Source organism: Devosia yakushimensis (genome assembly GCF_030159855.1).
GTDB classification, from domain to species: Bacteria; Pseudomonadota; Alphaproteobacteria; order Rhizobiales; family Devosiaceae; genus Devosia; species Devosia yakushimensis.
In genome coordinates this window covers 555772-576183 of the sequence record NZ_BSNG01000001.1, presented here as the reverse complement: position 1 = coordinate 576183, position 20412 = coordinate 555772, and the positions used below count along the sequence as shown (strand labels likewise).

The window sequence follows — 20412 nt, the reverse complement described above, 5'->3', positions numbered from 1 at the left end:
TCTAAGTCGACACCCTCCCCCTCGCGGGGAGGGATCAAGGGAGGGGGGCGGCTAGCCCGAATATTGGGGCTCTCATTACCCCCACCTAACCTCCCCCTGATAGGGGGAGGAACCGCCTTGTGGCCAAAACTCAATCCAGCCCCAAGCACGAAGAGATCCCTCCCCCTATCAGGGGGAGGCTAGGAGGGGGTACTCCGATCCCCGGTCAAACCATCTTGACCCCCTCGCCCCCATCCTGTTCTGTCCCCTCATGGCCAGAAACCCGCTCCTGCTCGTCCCCAATCTCATCACCATCGCGCGCATTCTCGCGATCATCCCCATTGTCGCCCTGGTGATGGAAGGCAGCACCGCGCTGCGCATTCTCGCGCTGGTGCTCTACATCCTCGCCGCCGCCAGCGACTGGCTCGACGGCTATCTGGCTCGCGCCTGGAATCAATATTCCCCCCTCGGCCGCATGCTCGACCCCATTGCCGACAAGCTCCTCGTCGGCATCCTCATCGCCGCCCTGGCCTGGGACGGGAGCCTCTCCGCCCTCGACATGATCCCTGTCACCGCCATCCTGTTTCGCGAATTCTTCGTCTCGGGCCTGCGCGAATTCCTCGGCAATGCCGAAGTGGTCCTGCCGGTCAGCCAGCTCGCCAAATGGAAAACCACAGTGCAATTGGTGGCCCTCGCCATCGTGCTGGTCGAAGGCATCGTGCCCGGCCTGGGCCTGATCAGTGACATCGTGCTTTGGGCCGCCGGCATCCTGACGCTATGGACCGGCTGGCAATATCTGCGCGCCAGCTGGCCGCATCTGTCGGGCGAATCCAAATGAAAATCCTCTATTTCGCCTGGCTGCGCGAACGCCTCAATACGGGCGAGGAAGATGTGACCCTCCCCCCCGAAGTCACCACCATCGCCAACCTGCTCGATTGGCTCGCCGCCCGCGACGAAGCCGCGGCCCTGGCATTGGAAAAACGCAGCCTCATCAAAGCCGCGATCAACGCCAAACTGGTGCAACACGACGCCTCCCTCGCCGGCGCCCACACCGTGGCTCTCTTCCCCCCCATGACCGGCGGCTGACATGGACATCCGCGTCACCCAGACCCCGTTCGATCCCGGCGCCGAATCCAACGCCTTCATCGCCCGCGGTGCCGCCGCCGGCGCCGCCGTGACCTTTACCGGCCTTGTCCGCTCCCTGCCCGACGATCCCATTCTGACGCTGACGCTCGATTGCTATCCCGAGCTCGCCATCAACCAGCTCACCGCCCTCGCCACCACGGCCACCGAGCGCTTCCACCTGGCCGACGTCACCATCATCCACCGCTATGGCCGCATGCTGCCCGGCGAGCCGATCGTGCAGGTCATGACCCTTTCGGCCCACCGCCAACCCGCCTTCGACGCCGCCCAGCTGATCATGGACCACCTCAAAACCGACGCCCCCTTCTGGAAGAAGGAGCAAACGGCGCGGGGTGAGCACTGGGTAGAGGCCAAATCCGACGACGACCAAGCCAAGGCGCGGTGGGAGTAGCGCGCAGCGACAGGCAACCGCTACCCCACGTAGCGACCCCAGCCCCACCGCAATCGCTCCTTCGAGCTCTACCGAGGGCATGCCCGCTCCAACCCGTCCCACCCACAATCGCCTCCCTCGGGCTTGACCCGAGGGCCTCTCCCAACCCGGCACAAGCGGCGAATGATCCTCGGGTCAAGCCCGAGTAAAGCAACGGTGGTTTTGGTGGGGAAGGTGCAAACCACCCCCCGATGTCATTCCGGCGAAGGCCGGAATCCATGCTGAAGGCCATCCACCCATCCCATGTGAGGAGAGAGCACAGCATGGATCCCGGCCTCCCCGCCGGGATGACACCGTGCAAGGAACATCGCTTGGGAACGCCCAAACTCACCCCACCCACCGCTCTCCCTCGGGCTTGACCCGACGGCCACCCGCCGCTTGTGCCGGGTTGGGAGAGGCCCTCGGGTCAAGCCCGAGGGAGAACCGTGGTGTTTGACCATCACGCCCCAACCACCCAAACGCCTCCCACCAAAAACAAAAAAAGGCCGGGCTTCCACCCGGCCTCCTGAACTCACAATGGCAAAAAGCCCTACTCCGCCGCTGCCCGCTTCGGCTGCACTTCCGCCGTATAAGCATCAATCAGCGTCCGGCAAGCCTCGCCCGGCGTGAACTTGAACTCGCCGATCTCGCTCACCGGCGTCACTTCCGCGGCCGTGCCGGTCAGGAAGCATTCGTCGAACTGGCTTAGCTCCTCCGGCAGGATATGCCGCTCGGTCACCGTGAAGCCATTGCGCTTGGCCAGATCGATCAGCGTCTGCCGCGTAATGCCGTTGAGGAAGCAATCGGGCGTTGGCGTCGTGATCTCTTTGCCCTTGATGAAGAACACATTGGCGCCCGTGGCCTCAGCCACATAGCCACGATAGTCCAGCATCAGCGCATCGGCATAGCCATTGGCCATGGCCGCGTCCTTGGAGAGCGTGCAGATCATATAAAGACCGGCAGCCTTGGCCGAGGACGGGATCGTCTCCGGCGACGGGCGCTTCCACTTGCTCCATTCGAGCCGAATACCCTTGAGCTTTTCCTCGACCGAGAAATAGCTCGGCCACACCCAGGCAGCGATGGCCAGATGCACCTTGTTATTGCGCGCGGGAACGCTCAGCTCTTCCGAGCCGCGCCAGGCCACGGGACGCACATAGGCATCGACCAGACCGTTCTTTTCCAGCACCTGGCGCTTGGCTTCCTCGATCTGCTCGACCGACCAGGGAATGGTGAAATCCAGCGTCTTGCCCGAACGGATCAGCCGTTCGGTATGCTCGCGCGACTTGAAAATCTCGCCGCCATAGGCGCGCTCACCCTCAAACACCGAGCTGGCATAATGCAGCCCGTGCGTCAGCACGTGAATCTTTGCGTCCTTCCAGGGTTTGAACTCGCCGTCAAACCAGATCCAGCCATCGCGCTGGTCCATTGGCACGCCTGCCATGATCCTCTCCCGCATCCTATGATTATGCTGATGCCACAACGGCACAGCGCTTTGGCGCCGATCATGCCCCAGGCCCAAGCCCTTGGCAAACCACAAAGGCTTTGGGATAAGACTGATTGGCGTCCGATGGGAAGACAATGGCAGCAAACCAAAAAAATGTCAACATGGCTGACATAAATTCCACCACCGTGGATCGCGGCGCATTGCCGCTCGATATCATGGGGTTGTTTTTCTTTGCCTATCGGGATTTTACCGGCGATGCCGATGCCCTGCTGGAGCGCCAGGGCTTTGGCCGTGCCCACCACCGGGTGCTCTATTTCGTCAATCTGCGGCCCGGCATGCCCGTCGCCGACCTGCTCGATATCCTCAAGATCACCAAGCAGAGTCTTGCCCGCGTGCTCCGCCAATTGATCGACAACGGCTATATCGAGCAGAAAACCGGCCATTCCGACCGCCGCCAACGCCTGCTTTTCGCCACCGACAAGGGCCGCCAGCTCTTCGCCACCCTCTCGGCCTCCCAAGCCAGCCGCATCGACGCCGCCATCAACGCCCTCCCCCCCGAAGGGGCCCGCCTCGTCCGGCGGTTTCTGGTCGGCATGGTCGAACCGGGTGATCGCACGGTACTGGATCGCTTGAATTTGACGGGCGGGCTGTAGCGCCAGATCGTCCCACCCACCGAGCCTCCCTCGCCCCTTGAGGGAGAGGGGCCGAGCGTGGGGGTCGGCGCGCCCTAGTGCAGGAGTCGCAAAGAACTAGCTCCGCCCCAATTCCTCACTCCGCTTCCGCGCCGCATCCACCGCCCGCTCCATCAGCGGCGTCAGCCCATCATCGGCCATCAACACCGCCAGGGCCTCGGCAGTTACCCCCTTGGGCGAGGTCACATTCTGCCGCAACACCGCAACCGGCGCCGGATCGGCCTCCATCAGCGCCGCAGCGCCAATCACAGTCTGCCGGGCCAATTGCATGGCCAGCGCCGGAGCCAGCCCCTGCTGCTCGCCGGCGGCCGCCAGGGCCTCGACCATGTTGAACACATAGGCCGGGCCGCACCCGGAAATGGCCGTCAGCGCATCGATATCGCCTTCATCGGCCAGCCAGACTACCTGGCCGGACGCGCTCAACAATGCATCCACGCTCGCCTTTTCGGCAGCCGTCACATCTGGAGCCGCAACAGCGCCGGTAATCCCCTTACCGATCTGCGCCGGCGTATTGGGCATGGTGCGCACCACCCGCCCCGTCCCCGTCCCTCGCGCCAGCCGGGCAATATCGATGCCCGCCGCAACCGAGACAACAAGCGTTTGCGGCCCGACAACCGGCCGCAAGGTTTCCATCACCCCGTCGATAACCTGGGGCTTGACCGCCAGCACCAGCACATTGGGCAACAACCCACTGGCCTCGGCATAGATCTGCAGCCCATAATCCTCGGCAAACGCCTTGGTGTACTCACCCGGCGACGGGTGGATCAGAATGAGATTGCTGGTCGGCAGCCCCGCGTCGAGCCAACCCTTGGCCATGGCCAAGCCCATTTTGCCGGCGCCAACCAGCATGACCGGCCCGATATCGCGCAGGGACGTGCTCACGCCTCGCCAACCGTTTCAAACATCACATGGGTCAATGCGTCGCCCGCCGTCTTGCCGGCCCACACCACGAATTGGAACGCCTGGTAATAGAGATCACAGCTATCGGTAGCCGAGCGCAGCAGCGCCTCGCATTGCTGCGGCGACACTTCCGCGCCCCCGGTCAGCAGGTGCGAATTGCGGAACAGCACCACGCCTTCCTTGTTCCAGATGTCGAAATGGCCGATCCACAGCTGCTCGTTGATCAGCGAAATGAGCTGCTTGATTTCGTTGCGCCGCCCCTCGGGCACCTTGAGATCGAAGGCACAGGCGATATGCAGCGATTCCAGGTCTTCCATCCAGTTGAACGAGACATGGTAGTCGCTCCAGCCGCCCCGCACCGAGATCGAAATCTCGTCCGCATCCTGGCGTTCGAAACTCCAGTCATTGATCGAGGCGATGTGCTCGATGATGTCCACCGGGTGGACGACGCGATCCGGCTCGACTTGAAGGAGTGACATTGACGATTCTCGTCCTGGCAGCGCGTGTGTTCGAGGCATGCGGCCCGCAATGGAACCGGCACGATTTCGGGGTAGTCAGGCAACTGGCCGCAACGCATTACGCTTACGAATCGTCCTGATGTTTTGACCCTACACCGCCCCACTGATTCAGGGGACGCGCGGCAGAAGGAGGACGGCAATCTCTTGTGGATGATCAGCCCGTCAACGTTAACAGTCTGTTAACAGGGCCCAGCTTTTCGCCAGGAAAAGCGGCCCGAAAGGGAACAGTTTTTTGGAGCAGCAGGCACAGCCAAGATGCTGCATGCCCAATCCCCCACAAGGTTCCCGCGAAAGCGGGAATGACCTTGTGGCTGAAGACGTGACTTAAGAAAATCAGGCCTTGGCGGCCTTGCCGCCCTTGAGCGCCGCCAGTTCCTTGCGCAGCGCATCAATCTCCTCGCCCTGCACCTGAACCAGCTCGCGCAGCGCATCGAAATCCTCGCGCTTGACCAGGTCCATATCGGCGACGAAACGCTGGGCCTGCGACTTCACCGCGGTCTCCACTTCCCGCCGCACGCCGTCGGCCACGCCAGCCGCTTCGTTCATCACCCGGCCCAAACCGTCGAAAAGCTTGCTGTTCTGGGTCATCGCACACCTATATTGTTGGCCGCCGTCGCGGGCACTCTTTGTTGATATCTAGGCCCTTGATCCCGACTTGACCAGAGCAGGCGAAGCGGCAATGGTCCGCCCGATTGCCGCAGGAGCCGCTTTTGCCCTTCCCCAATATCGACCCAATCGCCCTCTCCATCGGCCCGCTCGCCATCCGCTGGTATGCGCTGGCCTATCTGTTCGGCGTAATCCTGGGCGCAGGCTATGGCTATCTGCTGCTGGCCAATACCAGGCTCTGGCACAAGGGCGAACCGCCCTTCAAAGCCGCTGATATCTGGGACTTCGCCTTCTGGACCATGCTGGCCATCGTGCTGGGCGGCCGTGTCGGCTATATCCTCTTCTATAACCTGCCCTATTACCTGGCCAATCCGCTCCAGGTCTTCAACACGCTTGATGGCGGCATGTCCTTCCATGGCGGCATGCTCGGGCTGATGCTGGCGGCCATCGTCTTCACCCGCTCCAAGGGCGGCAATTGGCTGAGTTCGCTCGATCTGATCGGCGCTGTTTCCACCATCGGCCTGCTACTGGGCCGCATCGCCAATTTCATCAATGCCGAGCTTTACGGTGCCCCGACCACCCTGCCCTGGGGCGTCATTTTTCCGACCGACCCGCTCGGCACACCGCGCCATCCCAGCCAGCTCTATGAGGGGCTGTTGGAAGGCGTCGTGCTCTTCCTGGTCATTCGCGTCGCCACCCATGTCTTTTATGCCCTGCGCCGGCCCGGCCTGGTCGCCGGCATTTTCGGCATTGGCTATGCCCTCTCGCGCATCGCCGTCGAATTCGTGCGCCTGCCCGATAGCCAGCTTGGATATCTCTATGGCGGTTGGCTCACCATGGGCCAGGTCCTCAGCCTGCCCATCCTGGTGGCCGGCATCGGGCTGATCGTCTACGCCATGCGCAAGCAAAGCGACCTGCGCTAATGGCTGAGCCCAATCCCACCCTGCCCGAACTCATCGACATGCAGATCCGCGCCACCGGGCCAATGTCGATCGCCACCTATATGGGCCTGGCGCTGACCCATCCCCGGCAGGGCTATTACAAGGGCGCCGACCCGCTCGGAGCCAGGGGTGACTTCGTCACCGCCCCCGAAATCTCCCAGATGTTCGGCGAACTGATCGGCTTTTTCTTCGCCAATATTTTCCAGCAGATGGGCTCGCCCAAGGCTTTCACCCTGCTCGAACTCGGCCCCGGCCGCGGCACGCTGATGGCCGACATGCTGCGCGTCGCCTGCCGCGTCGAAGGTTTTCGTGACGCGCTCGATCTCCGCCTCTTCGAGACCAATCCGTCCCTCATCGCCGAGCAGCATGCGCGGCTCGAACCTTACGGTCCCAAATGGATCGACGGCTTCGACAAGGTGGGCGACGGCCCGCTGCTCGTCGTCGCCAACGAGTTTTACGACGCCCTGCCCATCCGCCAATTCGTGCGCGGTGCCGAGGGCTGGCACGAGCGCATGGTCGGCCTGGTCGATGGCAAGCGCGCCTTCGGCCTCTCCCCCACACCGATCCCGCAATCGGCCATGCCCGACGCCGTGGCCGATGCCGAACCCAATGCCGTGTTTGAAGTCGGTCTCGCCGCTGGCGAAGTCTCCGCCCGGCTGGCCCGCACCATTTCCACGCAGGGCGGGGTCCTGCTGGCCATCGACTACGGCTATGGCACGACGCAAACCGGGGAAACCCTGCAAGGCGTGCGCCGCCACGCCTATGACGATGTCCTCGCCTCGCCCGGCGACACCGACCTCTCCGCCCATGTCGATTTCGAGGCCATCGGCGCTGTGGCGCGCAAGGCCGGCCTTGCGGTTCATACCCTGCTGACCCAGGGCCAGTTCCTCACGCGTCTGGGCATCAACGATCGAGCCAAGGCGCTGAGCGGCGCCAATCCTGGCTCGGCCGCCGATATCGCCGCAGCAAAGTCCCGCCTGATCGCGCCGGACCAGATGGGTGAGCTGTTCAAGGCCTTCTGCGCCGCCAGCCCCGGCCTGATGCCACCCGGATTTACCCAATGAACGTTCCCCACGAGCAAAGCGCCGGCCTCATCGCCATGCCCGACGTGCGGCATGCCTTTTTCGGCCGCCAGGGCGGCTTGTCGACCGGCATCTTTGCCGGCCTCAATACCTCCGATGCCGGTGGCGATGATCCATCCATCGTGGCCGACAACCGCAAGATGGTCATGGCGACGCTCGGCTTCGAGCCGCACCAATTGGCGCTGGTCAAACAGGTCCATTCCAATAAGGCCGTGACGATAACCGGCCCCCATTCCGGTCCCCGCATCGAAGCCGATGCCCTCGTGACCAACCGGCGCGGCATAGCGCTGGGCATCCTCACCGCCGATTGCACCCCCATCCTCTTCGCCGATCCCGAGGCCGGCATTGTCGGCGCCGCCCATGCCGGCTGGCGGGGCGCCGTCGATGGCGTCATCGGCAATACCGTGGCCGCCATGACAGCGCTGGGCGCCGTTCCGGCCCGCATCGCCGCCGCCATCGGCCCCACGGTGACCGCCCCGAATTACGAAGTCGGACCGCAATTCATGGCCGATTTCCTCGCTTTGCATCCCGGCGGCGCGCATTATTTCACCACCCCAACGGGTGGTCGCGAACATTTCAACCTGCCCGCTTTCGTGGCCGACCAATTGGCCGCGGCAGGTATCCGCACCATCGACCGGGTCGGCGGCTGCACCTATGGCAATCCCGGCCGCTACTTCTCCCATCGCCACGCCACGCACCAGGGCACCACGACTGGCCGCCAGATCGCCGTCATCGCCCTGACGTGAATCTAATTTAGCCATCATCCATTTGTTGCGTTGCGAGTCCGGTTGGGACTCGCTAAAGCTGCCCGCGAAACTGGAACGCCCCTGCTCGCGGGCGCTGTTGAGACAGGATCGCAACATGAAGCTGGTCACCGGCAACGCCAACCGTGCTCTCGCGCAAGCCATCGCCAGCTACCTCGAACTTCCCCTCACAGATTGTACGGTCAAGCGCTTCGCGGACAATGAAATCTATGTCGAGGTGCATGAGAATGTGCGCGGCGAAGATGTCTTTGTGCTCCAGCCCACCAGCTTCCCGGCCAATGACAATCTGATGGAGCTGCTGATCATCACCGATGCGCTGCGCCGCTCCTCGGCCCGCCGCATCACCGCCGTCCTGCCCTATTTCGGCTATGCCAGGCAGGATCGCAAATCGGCCTCGCGCACGCCCATCTCGGCCAAGCTCGTGGCCAATCTCATCACCGAGGCCGGGGTCAATCGCGTCATCACGCTCGACCTGCACGCCGCCCAGATCCAGGGCTTCTTCGACATCCCCACCGACAATCTCTATGGCGCGCCGGTCATGGTCCGCGACATCCAGGAGCATTACGGTTCGGGCAATGTCATGATCGTCTCGCCCGATGTCGGCGGCGTGGCCCGCGCCCGCGCCATCGCCCAGCGCATCGGCGCTGACCTCGCCATCGTCGACAAGCGCCGTCCCCGCGCCGGCGTGTCCGAAGTCATGAACATTATCGGCGATGTGTCCGGCCAGGCCTGCATTCTCATCGACGATATCGTCGATTCCGGCGGCACCCTGGTCAACGCGGCGGAGGCCCTGCTCAAGGCCGGCGCCAAGGAAGTTTCGGCCTATATCACCCACGGCGTGCTCTCCAACGGCGCCGCCGAGCGCATCGCCGCCTCCAAGCTCAAGGAATTGGTGATCACCGACTCGATCGAGGAAACCGACCTCACCCGCGCCGCCGCCAATATCCGCCGCCTGACCATTGCCCCGCTGATCGGCGAAGCCATCGCCCGCACCGCCAGCGAACAATCGGTATCGAGCCTGCTGGACTAGGGCCACGCCCTCCAATTTTCGCGACGTCATTCCCGCGAAAGCGGGAGCCCCTGTTTCTTCGCTGAAATAGCAAACGGAGGCTCTCGCTTTCGCGGGAATGACGTCGTGGGTTGAACATCCACTCAGCCATTTCTCACCATCACTGTCGAAATCTCCTCCCCTCGCGCGACATAGCCAAGACGGGCTATGGTGCTCGTCGGAAGGAGACGAGCGATGAAGTATTTACTGATGCTTTATGCCGACGAAAACGCCGGCGCCGCCATTCCACCCGATCAGATGGCCGGTTTCATGGGCCAGATGCATGCCTATCAGGAAACGCTCGAAAAGGCCGGCGCCTTTGTCGCGACCAGTGGTCTTTCCCCCACCTGGGACGCCAAGACGATCCGCCGCGAAGCGGGCGAACTCAAGGTCCATGACGGCCCCTATGCCGATACCCGCGAGCAATTCGGCGGCTATTTCATCATCGAAGCCGCCGGCATGGATCGCGCCACCGAACTGGCTGCCCTCTGCCCCGCCGCCAATTGGGGCGCCATCGAAATCCGCCCGTTCCACGCCGGCCGATAGATTTTTTAGCAAAGAGTCGAAACCCGCCTCTTCCCTGCGACATAGGTTCATCGGGGCGCCGCTCCGATCCAAGCAACGGAGATGAAAATGAAGTTCATGCTGCTGATCCACGGGAACGAACAGGCGATGATGGCCGCGACCCCGGTCAACCAAGCCGGAATGAACCCCGAATACGCCGCCTATAACGAAGCCCTGGTCAAGGCCGGCGCCTTGCTGGAAGGCGAACGCCTGCGCCCCACCTCGAGCGCCGCCAGCGTGCGCATCCGCGACGGCAAGACCGAAGTGTTCGATGGCCCCTATGCCGAAACCAAGGAGCAATTGGGCGGCTATTATGTCATCGAGGCCGCCGACATGGATGCCGCCATGGAATGGGCCACCCGCTGCCCCGCCGCACAATGGGGCACAATCGAAGTGCGCCCCATCTGGCCAACCCGGGATTGAGGGCTCGACATGCGCTTTATGATGATCATCCATCACGATAACGACGCCTTGTCCAAGGCCCCGCAGCAGGAATTGTGGGCGGAATATGCCGCCTTCAACCAGGCGCTGCGCAAGGCCGGCGAGGGCTTTTCGGGCGGCGAGCGGCTGGCCGAGAGCAACAGGGGCACCATTGTCCGCACAACGGCGGGCAAGACCGACGTGATCGACGGCCCCTATGCCGAAACGCGCGAACAGCTTGCGGGCTATTTCTTCATCGACGTGCCGGGCCTCGAACAGGCCATCGAATGGGCCAAGCGCTGCCCCAGCTCCAAATATGGCGCCATCGAAATCCGCCCTATCGTCGATCAGAACGCGCCCTGATGGCCGATGCGGCGAGCCGGGCGGCCGAGCAGGTGGCGAGAGAAAGCTACGGGCGTCTCGTCGCCTTCCTCGCCGCTCGCACCCGTGACGTCGCAGGCGCCGAAGATGCGCTGGCGGAAGCATTCGCCAGCGCCCTCAAATCCTGGCCAGAGGACGGCGTTCCGGCCAATCCCGATGCCTGGCTGCTCACCGTAGCCCGGCGCCGGCAGACCGACGCCGCCCGCCGCCGTCAGACACGCATTGCCGGAGAGGTTCATATCCAGCTCATGGCCGAAGAACTCGACGAGGCCGCCGCAAATCCCCAAGCCATTCCCGACCGGCGCCTCGCGCTGATGTTCGCCTGCGCCCATCCGGCCATCGAGCGCGGCATGCGTGCGCCGATGATCCTGCAGACCATTCTGGGCCTCACCGCCATCGACATCGCCGCGGCCTTCCTCATCCCGCCCGCCACTATGGGCCAGCGCCTGGTACGCGCCAAGACACGCATCAAGGATGCCGGCATTCCCTTTGCCATTCCCGAACGCGAGGATCTGCCCGAACGGCTCGATGCGGTGCTTGAAGCCATTTATGCCGCCTATGCCAAGGGCTGGACTGAGATCGGCGACACCGCTGCCGACCGCCTTGCCGATGAAGCCATCTGGCTCGGTCGCCTGGTGGTTTCGCTATTGCCCGATGAACCCGAGGCCAAGGGCATGCTCGCCCTGATGCTCTATGCCGAAGCCCGCCGCCCGGCCCGGCGCGACACTGTGGGCGGTTATGTCCCGCTGGAGCGGCAGGATGTCGAGCTTTGGGACGAACCCCAGATCATGGCCGCCGAGGCCCTGCTCCGTACCGCCAGCCGGGCGGGTCCCACCGGCCGCTACCAGATCGAGGCAGCCATCCAATCGGCCCATATCGCCCGCCGCGTCACCGGACAGCCCAATTGGCCCACCGTCGTCAGGCTCTACGATATCCTGCTCGGTCTCACCGATTCTCCCGTCGTCATTCTCAACCGGGCTGCCGCCCTGGCTCAGGCAGACGGCCCGGAAGCGGCGCTCGCCAGCCTCGACACCATTGCCGATGACAAGCGCATGAGCGACTACCAGCCCTATTGGGCCGCCCGCGCCCATTTCGCCGCCCGTGCCGGCCGCAAGGACGAAGCGCATGAGGCTTTCACCCTCGCCATCGGCCTTTCAAGCGACGAAGCCGTGCGGCAATATCTGACTAGCCAACGCGCGGCACTGCAGGACGGCTAAGCCTTCTTGCGCTGCCGCACAACATTGGCGAGCTCCTCATTAAGCCGCGTCTGCCAACCCGGACCATCGGCCTTGAAGAAGTCCACGATCTCGTTGTCGAGCCGCAGGGTCACCTGCTGCTTGCCATTACCGGTCGGCGGACGGCCCGGTTTGCCGGGCAATGGAAGACCAAGCTCGACAAAAACCTCGCGCGCCGGCCGGAGCCGCTTGATCTCTTCGTCCGTCAAAGGAGCGGTCTCGAAATCGACCATGAACGGATCTGGCTTGTGCTTAGATGCCATATTTCCTGGCCTCCTTGTCGTGTACGCGTCGCACACTGATAATCCGGGTCTCACTCCCACGAACCGTAAAGGCGATACACAGGCGAAACCCCGAAGCCCACCCAAAGGCCCTGTATCTTATCTCGCCATAGTCCTTTCGGTCGTCTCGCTCGACGATCGCGGCAGACCAATTGAACTCATTCGCAATCTCGAAACCGAAGCCGCGCGTGATGCGGTTCCGTTCCGACTTCTCCTCGTCCCATTCCAAGCGCGCCCCCTTGCTTGCCTGAATAATGTAGTTACATAATTCATCGACTGCAAGCCACGCTTGCCCCCAACTCCCCTTTAAGCTATAGCCCGCGCCATGAAGCGCTCGTCACCCCTGGAGGACGGGCGCGTATGTCGTTGTAGTGGCGGCATACACCAACCCAGAATGGATATTTCCATGGCTGCGACCAAAGTGCTCAAGGCACAGGCGCGTGAGGGAGTGGGCAAGGGGGCCGCTCGTGAACTGCGTCGTCAGGGACTCGTTCCCGCTGTTATCTACGGTGACAAGAAGCCCCCCGTCACCATTTCGATCGCTTACAAGGACGCGATGAAGTCCATCTATGCCGGCGGCTTCCTCAGCCACGTCATCGAGCTGGACGTCGACGGCACCAAGCATCAGGTGATCCCGCGCGATTACCAGCTTGATCCGGTCAAGGACTTTGCCATGCATGTGGATTTCCTCCGCATCGGCAAGGGTGCCAAGCTCAACGTCCAGGTGCATGTGAACTTCATCAATGAAGAACTCAGCCCGGGCCTGAAGCGCGGTGGCACGCTCAACATCGTGCACCACACGCTCGACCTGACTGTCGATGCGGCCAATATCCCCGAGGAAGTGGTCGTGGATCTGACCGGTCTTGATATCGGCGATGCGGTCCATATCTCCAATATCAAGCTGCCGGCCGGTGCAACCGACCACAGCCATGAAGCTGACGTGACCATCGCAACCATCGTTGCCCCGTCGGCCCTCAAGTCCTCTGAAGGCGGCGAGGCCGAGGCCAGCGAAGGCGAGGAAGAGCCGAAGGCCGAGTAATCGTCCTTTCGTCTGTTCATGCCAGACTATTGGGGCGGCCTTCGGGTCGCCTCATCCATTTTAGGAGCTTTTCCGATGAAGCTGCTCGTGGGCCTAGGTAATCCGGGCAACCAATACTCCGAAAACCGGCACAATATCGGCTTTATGGCCATCGATGCCGTCGCGCGCGAGCACAATGCCGGCCCCTGGAAGAGCAAGCATTCTGCCCTTCTGGCGGAAGCCACCATCGAGGGCGAAAAAGTGCTGCTCCTCAAGCCGCAGACCTTCATGAACCGCTCGGGCGACAGCATTCAGCAGGTCGCCCAGTTCTATAAGATCGCGCCAGCCGACATCATCGTGCTCTATGATGAACTCGACCTCGCCCCCGGCAAGGTCCGGGTCAAGACCGGCGGCGGCAATGGCGGCCACAATGGCCTGCGCTCCATCGATCCGCAGATCGGTGTCGATTATAAGCGCGTCCGCCTCGGCATCGGCCATCCCGGCAAGGAATTCGTCACCCACCACGTATTGGGCGACTTTGCCAAGGCCGATCAGACCTGGGTCGATCCCCTCCTCGACGGCGTTGGCAAACATATCGGGCTCGTGCTCAAGGGCGACGACAATGGCTTCATGAACAAGCTGGCATTGGCCACCGCGGCCGACCCGGCCCCGGCCAAACCCGCCCCCAAGGCCCAGAGCCATATCCGTCAGGCGCGCGCCACCAAGCCGCAGGTCGCCCTGCCCGAAACCGGCCCCATGGCCGCCATGCTCAAGAAACTGTTCAAGGGCGAATAGCACTGCACGAGCGTCACAACTGCGCGACCTTTCGGCCACACACCGGCTAAAGTTATCATCCGGTAATGATTTTTTGGCCTATTTGGGTGCATGGTGAACGAAATCTTCCGGGGTTCGATTTGCTTAAGTCTAGTCTAGCCAGCCTCGCCGCGATTGCGGCGCTGTCGTCTGTTTCAGCGGCAGCACTCGCTTGCGAGGATTTGCGCATGGCTCCCGGCGGCATCGTGACCGAAGTTACCGATGGCGATACCGTCGTGCTCGATAGTGGTCTGGTCGTCCGTATGATTGGCACTCAGGCGCCCAAGCTGCCGCTGGGCCGCGAGGGGTTCGAAACCTGGCCGCTGGCGCCCGAAGCCAAGGCGGCGCTTGAAGCAATGGCGCTCAATAAGCCCGTCCGGCTGGGCTATGGCGGCGAAGAGGTCGACCGCTATGAACGGGCACTCGCCCATGTCTTCGTCGACGGGCCCGATGGCGAAATCTGGGCGCAACAACAGATGGTGGCCAAGGGCCTTGCCCGCGTCTATTCCTTCCCCGACAACCGCAAATGCCTCGATCTGCTGTTTGCCGCCGAAGGGCGTGCGCGCTTGGCTGGGCTTGGCATCTGGGCCGATCCCTATTACAGCACTCGTCTGGCGGACCGGCCGGCCGATCTTTTGGATCGGCAGGGTCATTATGAGCTAGTCGAGGGACGTGTCCTGCTTGCCGATCAATCCGGCGGGCGGATCTATCTGAACTTTGGCCGGTTCTGGAAAGAAGATTTCACCGCCGTGATCGAGGCCTCTGCGCTCAAGCTTTTTGCGGCGGACGGCTTCGATCCACTAGCCCTAGAAGGGGCGCTCATTCGCATTAGAGGCTGGGTCGACGATCGGGATGGCCCACGCATCGAGGTTACCCATCCCGAGCAGATCGAGGTTCTGGCAGCACGATGACGCGCACCAAGCACATCATCAACAAGGGTTTGCGCAATGGCTTGCTGGCGGTATCGCTGCTGGCGCTATCGGCATGCACCAGCTTTACCGGCTCCCAGATCGCCGTAACGCAGACCGGGGATATTCCCGCGCCGACCGTGGTGCCCGAGGGCACCGACCCCGAGGACGTGGTCATCGGCCGCCGCGAGCATCCGCGCATCATCGCGGCCTATGGCGGGGTCTATTCCGATCGCGCTGCCGAGATCATGGTGGCGCGCATTGTCGGGCGCCTACTGGCCGCCGCCGATCAGCCCAATGCCCAGTTCCAGGTGACCATTCTCGACACCTCCGAGGTCAATGCCTTCGCCCTGCCCGGCGGCTATATCTATGTGACGCGCGGCATTCTGGCGCTGGCCTCAGATACCAGCGAGCTGGCCGCCGTGCTGGCGCACGAGATCGCCCACGTTACCCTGCGCCATGCCCGTGCGCGCACCGACCGCACCCGCACCACCGCAATCGTTGATCGCGTCATCACCGGCGTTCTGGGCGGCGATACCTCGACCGACGCCACCGCCAGCCGCACACGGCAGTCCATGGCTGCTTTCGGTCAGCAACAGGAACTCGAAGCCGACAGGGAAGGCATCAAGTTCGCCGGCAAGGCCGGTTACGACCCGCAGGCTGCCGCCCGCTTCCTGGGCGTCATGAGCCGTTTCGCCACCTTCTCGGCCGGCCAGAACGGCAATAGCGACGGCTTCCTCTCCTCCCATCCCTCGACGCCTGCCCGTATTCAGAAGGCGCTGGACACCGCCCGCACCATGTTCGGCCAGGCCCAGGTCGGGGAAACCGACCGCGCCGGCTATCTCGATTCCATCGCCGGCCTCACTTTTGGCGATAGCCCGGCCCAGGGCTCGATCGTCGGCCGCAAGTTCATCCATTCGGCCAGCAAGTTCACCTTCAGCGTGCCCGATGGCTATACCCTGCAGAATTCGCAGAGCGCAGTCGTCGGCGTGGCCGGCGATGGCGAAGCCGTGCGTTTCGACAGCGCCGATGTGCAGGCCAATGTCGGGCTTGCCGACTATCTCAAATCCGGCTGGATCGCCGGCCTCAAGACCGACAGCGTCACGACCCAGACCGTCAATGGCATCGAGATGGCCTCGGGCGTCGCCCAGACCGATCAATGGTTCTTCCGCGTTTCGGTGGTGCGGCTCGACGGGCAGGTCTACCGCTTCATTTTCGCCGCCAAGGCCGATAGCGCCCGCTTTTCGGCCGGGGCCCAGACGACCCTCGCCAGCTTCCGCCGCACCGATAGCAGCGACCTCAGCGCCATCCGCAAGGTCGCCGTGCGCGTCGTCACGGCCAAGGCCGGCGACACCGCCGACAGCCTGGCGCGGCAGATGGCCGGGCTCAATCGCGGCGCGGACCTGTTCTACATCATCAACGATCTCTATCCGGGCGATCCAGTGCAACCGGGACAGAAATACAAGGTCGTCGCGCTGCAATAGGCTGGAGCGGCCGCCTCAGAGAGTGTCGGCCGCCTCACCGATAATGGCTGCGGGTCCGCCGGCGCCAGTGCCGAACAAGCTGCTGAGGCTATCGCCCAGAACGGCGAAGGAAGCGGCCAGCGCAACGGCCACCAATACACCCAGCAGGGCATATTCGATCGCCGTGGCCCCGGTCTCATCCCGGAGAAATTGTAACAGCGCCGTCCTCATGCCTACCCCCGAATAACCGGGCTATAGAAGATCGCAGAGCGCAGCGATCAGCGGTTCGTCGGCTGGTGGCATCGGATAGTCGCGCAGGGCCTGCGGTCGCACCCATTTGAGGGCGGAATGTTCCTTGGCTTGCGGCTGTCCTTGCCACTTCCGGCAGACATAAAGTGGCATTAACAGGTGAAAACTCTCGTAAGAATGACTGGCGAAAGATATCGGCGCCAGGCATGCCGTCTTGGTCGAGACGCCCAGTTCTTCTTCCAGCTCGCGGATCAATGCCGCCTCGGGACTCTCGCCCTGCTCGACCTTCCCGCCGGGAAATTCCCAGAGACCGGCCATGGCCTTGCCTTCGGGCCGCTGGGCAATCAACACTCTGCGGTCAACATCGACCAGCGCGCAGGCGACAACCAGCAGCAGCTTCATTCCGGCGCCCGCCTGTAGTGATAGGAATAGACCTCGGCAAAACCCAGTGAGCGGTAGAGCGACTGCGCCGTCTCATTGTCACCCAGCACCTGGATGGCGGAACGCTCCGCACCCGACTGGCTGGTCCAATTGAGCGCGGCATGCATCACGGCCCGGCCATAACCCTGCCCCCTGGCCGACGGGTCCACCACGACATTGAGGAAAATGGCGATCCCATCCGCATTGATGGCGAGCGCGGCGCCCACCGGTCGATAGGCATCGTCATAAACGAGCACGCCACGGGCTGGCACGGCGATCTTGTCCAGAATGCCGGCCAGAGCACTGCTCTCGGCCTCGCCATACCCCGCCATCGCCCCCTGGGCCTGCCGCCATTCGGGGTCGGCTGCCTCGAACAATCGCGTCGTTGCCGCGACCGGCCGCGCACGCTTGGGCAATTCCATCGCCAGCACCAGGCTCGGCTCATAAAACGCCCAGCCCTTGTCGTCGAGCGCGGAAAGAACCCCTGCCCCCACCAGCGGCGTCACCCGGAATGTCGGCCGCAGACCGCGCTGCCGATAGGCCTGCGCCACCGCCTCGATCCGCCGGGGCGCATCCTGGTCGTCATCGACATCAAGGCTCTGCACCGAATTGGCGCGCTTGGTATAGCCATTGGCAAAGCGCGCGATCCAGGCGCCATAGCGCTCTTCTTCGAGCGCCGGCCAGGCCTTGAGGCAGGCATGTTCAATCTCGGGGGCTGTCGGCAGGCTCATCGTCAGATCTTCCGTGGAGCCTAGCTCCGATAGTCGCCATTGATGGTGATGTAACCATGCGTCAGGTCGCAGGTATAGACACTGGCCGTGCCCTCGCCGAGCCCCAGGCTCACCGTCAATTCAAGCTCTTCGCCCTTCATATAGGCGCTGGTTGCCGCTTCGTCGTAAACGGCGGCACGCTCACCATCCTTGGCCACCAGCAGGTCGCCGAAGCGAATAGCCAGCCTGTCGCGATCGGCCGGTTCGCCCGCCTTGCCCACGGCCATGACCACGCGGCCCCAATTGGCGTCTTCGCCGGCAATGGCGGTCTTGACGAGGGGCGAGTCGGCAATCGCCTTGGCAATGCGGAAGGCGCTCTGGTCCGAGGTCGCCCCTTCGACATGGATGGACACCTGCTTGGTCGCCCCCTCCCCGTCGCGCACCACCTGAATGGCCAGGTCAAACAGCACATCGGCCAGCGCCTGCCCGAAGGTCTCGGCCCGCGGATCATCGAGGCTGACAATCGCTTCGACGCCGGCCTTGCCGGTGGCAAAGGCCAGCAATGTGTCGGACGTGGAGGTGTCACTATCGACCGTTATGGCATTGAAGCTGGTCTGCACGTGTCGCGCCAGCAATGCCTGCAGCACCGGGGCGGCGATCGGCATGTCAGTGACCACAAAGCTCAGCATGGTGGCCATGTCAGGCGCAATCATGCCGCTGCCCTTGGCAATGCCGTTGATCTTGACTTCGACCCCGTCGATCTCAAGCAAGGCGCCCGAGAGCTTGGGGAAGGTATCAGTGGTCATGATGGCCTTGGCCGGCTCCATCCACGGCCCCGCATCGACACGGGCAGCCATATTATCCAGCACGCCCGCAAATTTGGATGCATCGAGCGGCTCCCCGATCACCCCGGTCGAAGCCAGGAAAATCTCCGACGGCGCGCAGCCCAGCGCCTTGGCCGCATAATCGGCCGTCAACTCGACGCTCTTTTGCCCCTTGATGCCGGTAAAGGCATTGGCATTGCCCGAATTGACCACCAGGCCCCGCGCCAGCCCGCCGGGCAGGTTGGCCCGGCACCAGTCGACCGCCGCCGACGAGCATTTCGAGCGCGTCAGAACGCCTGCGGCCGTCGTGCCCTCATCGAACGCCATCAGCAGCACGTCCGTCCGGTTCTTGTACTTGATCCCGGCCTCCGCCGTCGCGAAACGCACACCGGCAATCGCCGGCAGGTCCGGATAGGATTTGGGGGCGAGCGGGGAAACGGGATGGGCCATCTGGGCTGTCCTCTTGGGGGGCAAGTTCAGCCCCCGGTGTGCCTCAAACGCAAGACGTCCGCAAGACAGCTCTGCGGATGTCCGCGCACCGAGCATCTTGGAAAGATGCAGCAAAATGACTTTATTCGTTTATCCTCTTTGTCTAAGTTGCGCCCGGCTGGCCCCGTAGCTCAGCAGGATAGAGCACAGGATTCCTAATCCTGGGGTCGTGGGTTCGAATCCCGCCGGGGTCACCATCGCAGATCATGTCTTGGGCCAAATTCGGCCTGAACCGATGCCGAGAAATCGTGAGTCGGTTTGGCGCAAATGCGGGCTTTAGGGACGATCTTTGCTTAGGTCCCTCTGCGCCCAAGCCCGTCATTGCCAATCGATTTGTTGATGACAGGCGGCCGCACCAAGCTGCGCTCCACATGGTTCGCTGATGTCAGCGTTTATGCTTGGCGCGCCAAGCGGCAAAATCCTCCAGATTCTGCTGCTGGGTCGCCGGGTAAAGCCCGATAATGGTTTGCCCGGCCAGCACCCGCTCGGTGACGAAATCCTCATAGGCGATCATCTCAACAGCCTCATCGGCAATCTCGTCAGCCAGAGCCGCCGGGATGACGATCACCGCTTCATCGTCCCCGACCAGAATATCGCCGGGCCACACGGCCACGTCGCCGCAGCCGATCGGCACATTGATATCGAGCGCTTGATGCAGCGTCAGATTGGTCGGCGCTGACGGACGATTGTGATAGGCGGGAATGGCCAGGTCAGCGATCTCCGGGCTGTCGCGAAACCCGCCATCGGTAACGACACCAGCCACGCCCCGCACCATCAGCCGGGTGACCAGAATGGAGCCGGCGGAAGCCGCGCGTGGATTCTTGCGGCTATCCATGACCAATACCGCGCCGGGCGGGCAGCTTTCGACAGCGGCGCGCTGGGGGTGCTCGGGATTGCGGAACACTTCGAGCCCGTTGAGGTCCTCGCGCGCCGGGATATAGCGCAATGTATAGGCCGGGCCGACCATGTTGCGGCCCTTCCGGCCGACCGGCTGCACATCCTGAATGGTCTGGTTGCGCAGGCCGCGCTTGAACAGCGCCGTGCTGATCGTGGCAACGCTGACCCCCATCAGTTTGTCCCGCGTCGCATCCGCAAAAGTGCTCATCCATAT

27 protein-coding genes and 1 tRNA gene are annotated in these 20412 nt (G+C 63.1%); 17 read left to right on the top strand and 11 right to left on the bottom strand.

Going from position 1 to position 20412, the window contains the following annotated elements:
* Nucleotides 1-250: 250 nt before the first annotated feature.
* From pgsA to QQL79_RS02710, 3 genes are read left to right on the top strand one after another with little or no spacing between them, the layout of a single operon-like run.
* The gene (gene pgsA / locus QQL79_RS02720) at nt 251-817 is read left to right on the top strand and encodes a CDP-diacylglycerol--glycerol-3-phosphate 3-phosphatidyltransferase (protein ID WP_284387669.1); all 567 of its coding nucleotides are present in this window, start codon (nt 251-253) and stop codon (nt 815-817) included.
* Nucleotides 814-1065 (top strand): molybdopterin converting factor subunit 1, encoded by a 252-nt coding sequence (gene moaD / locus QQL79_RS02715; protein ID WP_284387668.1) that lies wholly within the window; start codon nt 814-816, stop codon nt 1063-1065. The genes pgsA and moaD overlap by 4 nt, the downstream gene beginning before the upstream one ends.
* Before the next feature lies 1 nt (nt 1066).
* On the top strand, nt 1067-1513 hold the full coding sequence (locus QQL79_RS02710; RefSeq protein WP_284387666.1) for a molybdenum cofactor biosynthesis protein MoaE: 447 nt from the start codon (nt 1067-1069) through the stop codon (nt 1511-1513).
* A gap of 568 nt (nt 1514-2081) precedes the next feature.
* On the opposite strand, the gene QQL79_RS02705 is transcribed toward QQL79_RS02710, so the two are convergent.
* The gene (locus QQL79_RS02705; protein ID WP_284387664.1) at nt 2082-2972 is read right to left on the bottom strand and encodes a branched-chain amino acid aminotransferase; all 891 of its coding nucleotides are present in this window, start codon (nt 2970-2972) and stop codon (nt 2082-2084) included.
* Nucleotides 2973-3136: 164 nt separating this feature from the next.
* Between QQL79_RS02705 and QQL79_RS02700 the strand changes: the two genes are divergently transcribed.
* Complete coding sequence (locus tag QQL79_RS02700) at nt 3137-3628, top strand: MarR family winged helix-turn-helix transcriptional regulator (protein WP_284387663.1); 492 nt, start codon at nt 3137-3139, stop codon at nt 3626-3628.
* A 96-nt stretch (nt 3629-3724) separates the two neighbouring features.
* Here the strand turns inward: QQL79_RS02700 and proC are convergent, their stop codons facing one another.
* The 3 genes from proC to QQL79_RS02685 form a co-directional block, all read right to left on the bottom strand.
* Nucleotides 3725-4516 (bottom strand): pyrroline-5-carboxylate reductase, encoded by a 792-nt coding sequence (proC, locus tag QQL79_RS02695; protein ID WP_284392803.1) that lies wholly within the window; start codon nt 4514-4516, stop codon nt 3725-3727.
* A 29-nt stretch (nt 4517-4545) separates the two neighbouring features.
* Nucleotides 4546-5046: a type III secretion system chaperone family protein gene (locus QQL79_RS02690; protein ID WP_284387662.1), complete on the bottom strand. Its 501-nt coding sequence runs from the start codon at nt 5044-5046 to the stop codon at nt 4546-4548.
* 372 nt (nt 5047-5418) lie between these two features.
* Nucleotides 5419-5673 carry an accessory factor UbiK family protein gene (locus QQL79_RS02685; RefSeq protein WP_035103542.1) on the bottom strand — a complete coding sequence of 85 codons (255 nt, stop codon included), beginning with the start codon at nt 5671-5673 and terminating at the stop codon, nt 5419-5421.
* A gap of 122 nt (nt 5674-5795) precedes the next feature.
* On the opposite strand from QQL79_RS02685, the gene lgt reads away from it, so the two are divergent.
* The 8 genes from lgt to QQL79_RS02645 all read left to right on the top strand — a co-directional run bounded on the left by lgt (nt 5796) and on the right by QQL79_RS02645 (nt 12108).
* The gene (gene lgt / locus QQL79_RS02680; protein WP_284387659.1) at nt 5796-6614 is read left to right on the top strand and encodes a prolipoprotein diacylglyceryl transferase; all 819 of its coding nucleotides are present in this window, start codon (nt 5796-5798) and stop codon (nt 6612-6614) included.
* Nucleotides 6614-7696 carry a class I SAM-dependent methyltransferase gene (locus QQL79_RS02675; protein WP_284387657.1) on the top strand — a complete coding sequence of 361 codons (1083 nt, stop codon included), beginning with the start codon at nt 6614-6616 and terminating at the stop codon, nt 7694-7696. The genes lgt and QQL79_RS02675 overlap by 1 nt, the downstream gene beginning before the upstream one ends.
* Nucleotides 7693-8460 carry a peptidoglycan editing factor PgeF gene (gene pgeF / locus QQL79_RS02670; RefSeq protein ID WP_284387655.1) on the top strand — a complete coding sequence of 256 codons (768 nt, stop codon included), beginning with the start codon at nt 7693-7695 and terminating at the stop codon, nt 8458-8460. Before QQL79_RS02675 ends, pgeF begins: the two co-directional genes overlap by 4 nt.
* Nucleotides 8461-8575: 115 nt before the next feature.
* Complete coding sequence (locus QQL79_RS02665) at nt 8576-9508, top strand: ribose-phosphate pyrophosphokinase (protein ID WP_284387653.1); 933 nt, start codon at nt 8576-8578, stop codon at nt 9506-9508.
* Nucleotides 9509-9721: 213 nt separating this feature from the next.
* Entirely contained in the window at nt 9722-10072 is a 351-nt protein-coding gene (locus tag QQL79_RS02660) for a YciI family protein (protein WP_284387651.1), read from the top strand.
* Nucleotides 10073-10159: 87 nt separating this feature from the next.
* The gene (locus tag QQL79_RS02655; protein WP_284387649.1) at nt 10160-10513 is read left to right on the top strand and encodes a YciI family protein; all 354 of its coding nucleotides are present in this window, start codon (nt 10160-10162) and stop codon (nt 10511-10513) included.
* Between the two features lie 9 nt (nt 10514-10522).
* Complete coding sequence (locus QQL79_RS02650) at nt 10523-10873, top strand: YciI family protein (RefSeq protein ID WP_284387648.1); 351 nt, start codon at nt 10523-10525, stop codon at nt 10871-10873.
* Nucleotides 10873-12108: an RNA polymerase sigma factor gene (locus tag QQL79_RS02645; protein WP_284387646.1), complete on the top strand. Its 1236-nt coding sequence runs from the start codon at nt 10873-10875 to the stop codon at nt 12106-12108. Before QQL79_RS02650 ends, QQL79_RS02645 begins: the two co-directional genes overlap by 1 nt.
* Here the strand turns inward: QQL79_RS02645 and QQL79_RS02640 are convergent.
* The gene (locus QQL79_RS02640) at nt 12105-12359 is read right to left on the bottom strand and encodes a BrnA antitoxin family protein (protein ID WP_284387645.1); all 255 of its coding nucleotides are present in this window, start codon (nt 12357-12359) and stop codon (nt 12105-12107) included. The two genes, QQL79_RS02645 and QQL79_RS02640, sit on opposite strands and share 4 nt — an antisense overlap.
* Nucleotides 12360-12378: 19 nt before the next feature.
* Complete coding sequence (locus tag QQL79_RS22555; RefSeq protein WP_370461171.1) at nt 12379-12636, bottom strand: BrnT family toxin; 258 nt, start codon at nt 12634-12636, stop codon at nt 12379-12381.
* A 177-nt stretch (nt 12637-12813) separates the two neighbouring features.
* On the opposite strand from QQL79_RS22555, the gene QQL79_RS02635 reads away from it, so the two are divergent.
* From QQL79_RS02635 to QQL79_RS02620, 4 genes are all read left to right on the top strand, one after another.
* Complete coding sequence (locus QQL79_RS02635; protein ID WP_284387643.1) at nt 12814-13446, top strand: 50S ribosomal protein L25/general stress protein Ctc; 633 nt, start codon at nt 12814-12816, stop codon at nt 13444-13446.
* A gap of 75 nt (nt 13447-13521) precedes the next feature.
* A complete protein-coding gene (pth, locus tag QQL79_RS02630) occupies nt 13522-14220 on the top strand; it encodes an aminoacyl-tRNA hydrolase (RefSeq protein WP_284387641.1) in 699 nt (232 codons plus the stop codon).
* A 206-nt stretch (nt 14221-14426) separates the two neighbouring features.
* Nucleotides 14427-15149, top strand: coding sequence for a thermonuclease family protein (locus QQL79_RS02625; RefSeq protein ID WP_284387639.1), 723 nt, complete (start codon nt 14427-14429; stop codon nt 15147-15149).
* Nucleotides 15146-16630, top strand: a complete 1485-nt coding sequence (locus QQL79_RS02620; protein WP_284387637.1) for a M48 family metalloprotease — start codon at nt 15146-15148, stop codon at nt 16628-16630. Before QQL79_RS02625 ends, QQL79_RS02620 begins: the two co-directional genes overlap by 4 nt.
* Before the next feature lie 15 nt (nt 16631-16645).
* Here the strand turns inward: QQL79_RS02620 and QQL79_RS02615 are convergent, their stop codons facing one another.
* Genes QQL79_RS02615 through argJ form a run of 4 tightly spaced genes read right to left on the bottom strand, consistent with a single transcriptional unit; the run spans nt 16646 to nt 19262 of the window.
* Complete coding sequence (locus tag QQL79_RS02615; RefSeq protein WP_284387635.1) at nt 16646-16840, bottom strand: Flp family type IVb pilin; 195 nt, start codon at nt 16838-16840, stop codon at nt 16646-16648.
* Nucleotides 16841-16861: 21 nt separating this feature from the next.
* Nucleotides 16862-17260 (bottom strand): (deoxy)nucleoside triphosphate pyrophosphohydrolase, encoded by a 399-nt coding sequence (locus tag QQL79_RS02610; protein WP_284387633.1) that lies wholly within the window; start codon nt 17258-17260, stop codon nt 16862-16864.
* A complete protein-coding gene (locus tag QQL79_RS02605) occupies nt 17257-18009 on the bottom strand; it encodes a GNAT family N-acetyltransferase (RefSeq protein WP_284387631.1) in 753 nt (250 codons plus the stop codon). Before QQL79_RS02605 ends, QQL79_RS02610 begins: the two co-directional genes overlap by 4 nt.
* 20 nt (nt 18010-18029) lie before the next feature.
* Entirely contained in the window at nt 18030-19262 is a 1233-nt protein-coding gene (gene argJ / locus QQL79_RS02600; protein ID WP_284387629.1) for a bifunctional glutamate N-acetyltransferase/amino-acid acetyltransferase ArgJ, read from the bottom strand.
* Nucleotides 19263-19421: 159 nt separating this feature from the next.
* Here argJ and QQL79_RS02595 point away from each other — a divergent pair.
* Nucleotides 19422-19498: transfer RNA gene (locus QQL79_RS02595), tRNA-Arg, on the top strand.
* A 188-nt stretch (nt 19499-19686) separates the two neighbouring features.
* Here QQL79_RS02595 and QQL79_RS02590 read toward each other — a convergent pair.
* On the bottom strand, nt 19687-20406 hold the full coding sequence (locus tag QQL79_RS02590) for a ribonuclease activity regulator RraA (RefSeq protein ID WP_284387627.1): 720 nt from the start codon (nt 20404-20406) through the stop codon (nt 19687-19689).
* Nucleotides 20407-20412: the final 6 nt, after the last annotated feature.